The sequence below is a fragment of the Mesorhizobium sp. M7A.F.Ca.CA.002.09.1.1 genome, assembly GCF_003998555.1.
In the GTDB taxonomy this organism is placed as follows: Bacteria; Pseudomonadota; Alphaproteobacteria; order Rhizobiales; family Rhizobiaceae; genus Mesorhizobium; species Mesorhizobium ciceri.
The window spans coordinates 1-3,740 of record NZ_RZRR01000573.1 but is presented as its reverse complement, the minus strand read 5'-3'; the positions used below and the strand labels follow the sequence as shown (position 1 = coordinate 3,740).

The 3,740-nt window shown below is 61.1% G+C and carries 6 protein-coding genes; 1 reads left to right on the top strand and 5 read right to left on the bottom strand.

Annotation, left to right across the window (positions count from 1 at the left end):
- The 3 genes from EN994_RS22240 to EN994_RS22230 form a co-directional block, all read right to left on the bottom strand.
- The coding region (locus tag EN994_RS22240; protein ID WP_206530465.1) for a hemerythrin domain-containing protein at window positions 1-362 on the bottom strand (362 nt) is incomplete at its 3' end.
- A 40-nt stretch (window positions 363-402) separates the two neighbouring features.
- Window positions 403-762, bottom strand: a complete 360-nt coding sequence (locus EN994_RS22235) for a diacylglycerol kinase (RefSeq protein ID WP_024503562.1) — start codon at window positions 760-762, stop codon at window positions 403-405.
- 81 nt (window positions 763-843) lie between these two features.
- Window positions 844-1,260, bottom strand: a complete 417-nt coding sequence (locus EN994_RS22230) for a GFA family protein (protein WP_013531901.1) — start codon at window positions 1,258-1,260, stop codon at window positions 844-846.
- A gap of 99 nt (window positions 1,261-1,359) precedes the next feature.
- Between EN994_RS22230 and EN994_RS22225 the strand changes: the two genes are divergently transcribed.
- Window positions 1,360-1,503 (top strand): hypothetical protein, encoded by a 144-nt coding sequence (locus EN994_RS22225; RefSeq protein WP_335918377.1) that lies wholly within the window; start codon window positions 1,360-1,362, stop codon window positions 1,501-1,503.
- 69 nt (window positions 1,504-1,572) lie between these two features.
- Here the strand turns inward: EN994_RS22225 and EN994_RS22220 are convergent, their stop codons facing one another.
- Both EN994_RS22220 and EN994_RS22215 read right to left on the bottom strand, forming a co-directional pair.
- Window positions 1,573-2,946 carry a 3-deoxy-7-phosphoheptulonate synthase class II gene (locus EN994_RS22220; protein WP_013531905.1) on the bottom strand — a complete coding sequence of 458 codons (1,374 nt, stop codon included), beginning with the start codon at window positions 2,944-2,946 and terminating at the stop codon, window positions 1,573-1,575.
- Between the two features lie 135 nt (window positions 2,947-3,081).
- Window positions 3,082-3,740 (bottom strand): TRCF domain-containing protein (locus tag EN994_RS22215; protein WP_348631684.1); only part of this gene is annotated, 659 nt, incomplete at its 5' end.

Genomic DNA, 3,740 nt, shown 5'->3' with positions numbered 1-3,740 from the left:
GCATCGAGAATCTCGAAGCCGCGCTTCAAACGGGGCTCGGCCTTGGCGAAGATCGGGAAATATTGATAATCCTCGACATTGTGGTGACCGTCGAGATGCCCAAGAAAATGATTGAGGCGCGGCGCGAACCAGCGCGCGAAATCAGGCGCCGTCAGCCGTCCCTCACGGAAGTCGTCAATGCCGTTGGCCAGCATGCCGCCAAGTTCGCGGAACATGTCGTGCCGCTGCAGCCACATATTGGCGATGCCGTGGACGTTGGCATGGTCCTGCCAGTTTTCACGCGGGTATTTTTCGACGAGCCAGCGCAGATCGTCTGGCAGGCCCACGCGTTCGAGAAGCAGAAAATTGGCGGCCCCGGCCATGACAGTCTCCTTTGGTGACTGCCATATAGGCATCGAAAGGCTAGATCGGTAGCCCAGTGATCCGCTCGATAATGGCGATGCCCCAGACACCGGCGACGATGAGCACCGAAATCAGCACCGCCAGCGAACCGCAATCCTTGGCCAACTGGATGTCGACATTGAACTCGCGGCTGAAAGCGTCGCATGCCGCCTCGATGCCGGTGTTAAGCACCTCGACCATGATCAAGAGCAGCACCGCGCCGATCAGCAAGGCATAACCGCGCCACGAGATCGAAACGAACCAGCCGAGCGGCAGTGCCAGCGCCAGCAGCATCAGCTCCTGCTGGAAAGCCTTCTCGCTGGCGGCCAGCTTGCGAAACGCCCGCACCGAATTGAAATAAGCGTCGATCAGCCGCTGCATGCCAAACCCCTTTGCGAATCACCGGCACGGGATAATGCAATGGCTGGCCAGATCAATGGAATAAGGTGACTTGTCCAAGATTCATTCAGCAACCGGTATGGACGGTGTCGACTTTTCAAACTGCGGCAGCCCGTCGTCGATCGAATAATAGTCGCCCTTGTCACCAACGAAGATATGGCATTCCCCCTCAAGACCTGTCGGCTTGTCGAACGATCCCGCCATGACTGAAACGTAGTCCTGGTCTCGCGGCTTCCAGAACAGCACCGACCCGCATGCCTTGCAGAACCCACGCCTGGCGAAGGTAGAGGCTTCGTACCAGGTGATACTTTCCACGCCATCGATCACGATGTCGACATTGGCAACATTGGTCGCGGCATAGAAATGTCCGCTCTGCTTGCGGCATTGCGAGCAATGACAATAGACGACGCCACGCAACGCTCCGTTCGTTCTGAAGCGGACGGCTCCACACAGACACGATCCCTGGTGACCACCACTCACGTCGATCCTCCTTGAAAGAAAAGTGCCTGGCATCGCCTTCAGGATTCCAGCTTTGCGGCGCACGCACGCAAGCAAATGCGACATGTACTGGCGTGGAGAATGGAGCCGCGGACCTGGCGCATCCGGCTTGGTGCGTTCGGCGTGCAGGCGATCTGCGAGTTTCCGGAAAAGCGCATCGAGTTTTCAAGGGCGGCGTTTGCTGACCCCAGACTCGCCGGCCTGCGCTGGGAACGCGGGCACTGAACCAACCAAAAGAAAAGCGCCGGATTTCTCCAGCGCTTTTTCCGTCAGCCGTTCAGGCCGAAATCGAGCTTAACCGTTCGCAACCTGCTTGTGCTGCACCGGGTGGCTCTTCTTGAGCAGGTCTGACACCAGGAACGCCAGTTCGATCGCCTGGTCGGCGTTGAGGCGCGGGTCGCAATGGGTGTGGTAGCGGTCCTGCAACTCCTCGGCGGTGATGGCGCGCGCGCCACCGGTGCATTCGGTGACGTTCTTACCGGTCATCTCGACATGGATGCCGCCCGGATGCGTGCCTTCGGCGCGGTGCACTTCGAAGAAGGTCTGAACCTCCTTCAGGATGCGGTCGAACGGCCGCGTCTTGTAGCCGGCGGCCTCGATCGTGTTGCCGTGCATCGGGTCCGACGACCACACCACGGAGCGGCCTTCCTTCTGCACCGCGCGAACCAGCTTCGGCAGATGGTCGGCGACCTTGTCGGAGCCGAAACGTGCAATCAGCGTCAGCCGGCCGGGTTCATTTTCGGGGTTGAGCAAGTCGATCAGCTCCAGCAAGCCGTCCGGCGTCAGCGACGGACCGCATTTCAGGCCGAGCGGGTTCTTGATGCCGCGGCAATATTCGACATGCGCATGGTCCGGCTGGCGGGTGCGGTCGCCGATCCAGATCATATGGCCCGAGGTAGCGTACCAGTCGCCGGAGGTCGAATCGACACGCGTCAGCGCCTCCTCGTAGCCGAGCAGCAGCGCCTCATGGCTGGTATAGAAATCGGTCTCGCGCAGCGCGTAGTTGGTTTCCGAAGTGATGCCGACGGCCTTCATGAAGTCCATCGTCTCGGTGATGCGGTTGGCGAGCGACTCGTATTTCTCGCCCTGCGGGCTGTCGGACACGAAGCCGAGCATCCAGCGGTGCACATTCTCCAGGCTGGCATAGCCGCCTTGCGCGAAGGCGCGCAGAAGGTTGAGCGTCGCCGCCGACTGGCGGTACGCCATCTCCTGGCGAGCGGGATCCGGAATGCGCGACTTCGGGTCGAATTCGATGCCGTTGATGATGTCGCCGCGATAGCTGGGCAACGTCACCTCGCCCTTGGTCTCGTTGTCGGACGAGCGCGGCTTGGCGAACTGGCCGGCAACGCGGCCGACCTTGACCACCGGCTGCGCGCCGGCGAAGGTCAGCACCACCGACATCTGCAGGAAGACGCGGAAGAAGTCGCGGATGTTGTCTGCGCCATGCTCGGCGAAGCTCTCGGCGCAATCGCCCCCCTGAAGGAGGAATGCGTCACCGGCAGCGACCGAAGCGAGCTGCTTCTTGAGCTTGCGCGCCTCACCGGCAAAAACCAGCGGCGGAAAGGTTGCGAGCTGGGCCTCCGTGTTCTTCAGCGCTGCAAGGTCCGGATAAGCAGGAACCTGCTTGATCGGCTTTGCTCTCCACGAATTCGGCGACCATTTCGTCATCGCTGCACCCAACGCTCTTTCCAGCGGCCTATACTCCGCCATTCCCGGCCCCAATTGGGGATCGCGGCTCCATACACGAAGCCAATTTCCTATTCTAGACCGGAATTTCAGCGCTGGCGAATGGTCCGAGGCTAGCTACGCCGCCTTCTCCACCAGCCGTGCCAACTGCGTCATGACGACCGCCGAGCCCGCCAGCCTCTTCTCGGCTGTCGGCCAGTCGCGCACGAAGACGACACTGTGGTCCGGCCGGATCTTGGCCAACGATCCCTGTTCGCCAATGAACTTGACCAGCCCGACCGGGTTGGAGAATTCGCGCTTGCGGAAATGGATGACGACGCCCTTCGGCCCGGCGTCGAGTTTTTCGACATTGGCCTTGCGGCAGAGCGCCTTGATGAAGACGATCTTCAACAGATGCTTCACCTCCTCCGGCAGCGGGCCGAAGCGGTCGATCAGCTCGGCGCCGAAAGCGTCGATTTCCTCGGTGTTTTCGAGATCGCCGAGACGGCGATAAAGCGCCAGCCGGAGCTGCAGGTCCGGAACATAGCTTTCCGGGATCATCACCGCCGTGCCGACGGCAATCTGCGGCGACCAGCCGCCATCCTGCACCTCGCCCGAATCCTTCACCTCGGCGACGGCTTCTTCCAGCATCTGCTGGTAGAGTTCGAAGCCGACCTCCTTGATGTGTCCGGACTGCTCCTCGCCGAGAAGATTGCCGGCGCCTCTGATATCGAGGTCGTGGCTGGCCAGTTGGAAGCCGGCGCCCAGAGTGTCGAGCGATTGCAGCACCTTGAGCC

Bases quoted from the DNA above. Each gene is read 5' to 3' on its own strand.
- EN994_RS22235 (WP_024503562.1), bottom strand. From the start codon at position 762: ATGCAGCGGCTGATCGACGCTTATTTCAATTCGGTGCGGGCGTTTCGC.
- EN994_RS22220 (WP_013531905.1), bottom strand. From the start codon at position 2,946: ATGACGAAATGGTCGCCGAATTCGTGGAGAGCAAAGCCGATCAAGCAG.
- EN994_RS22225 (WP_335918377.1), top strand. From the start codon at position 1,360: ATGGAGCCGCGGACCTGGCGCATCCGGCTTGGTGCGTTCGGCGTGCAG.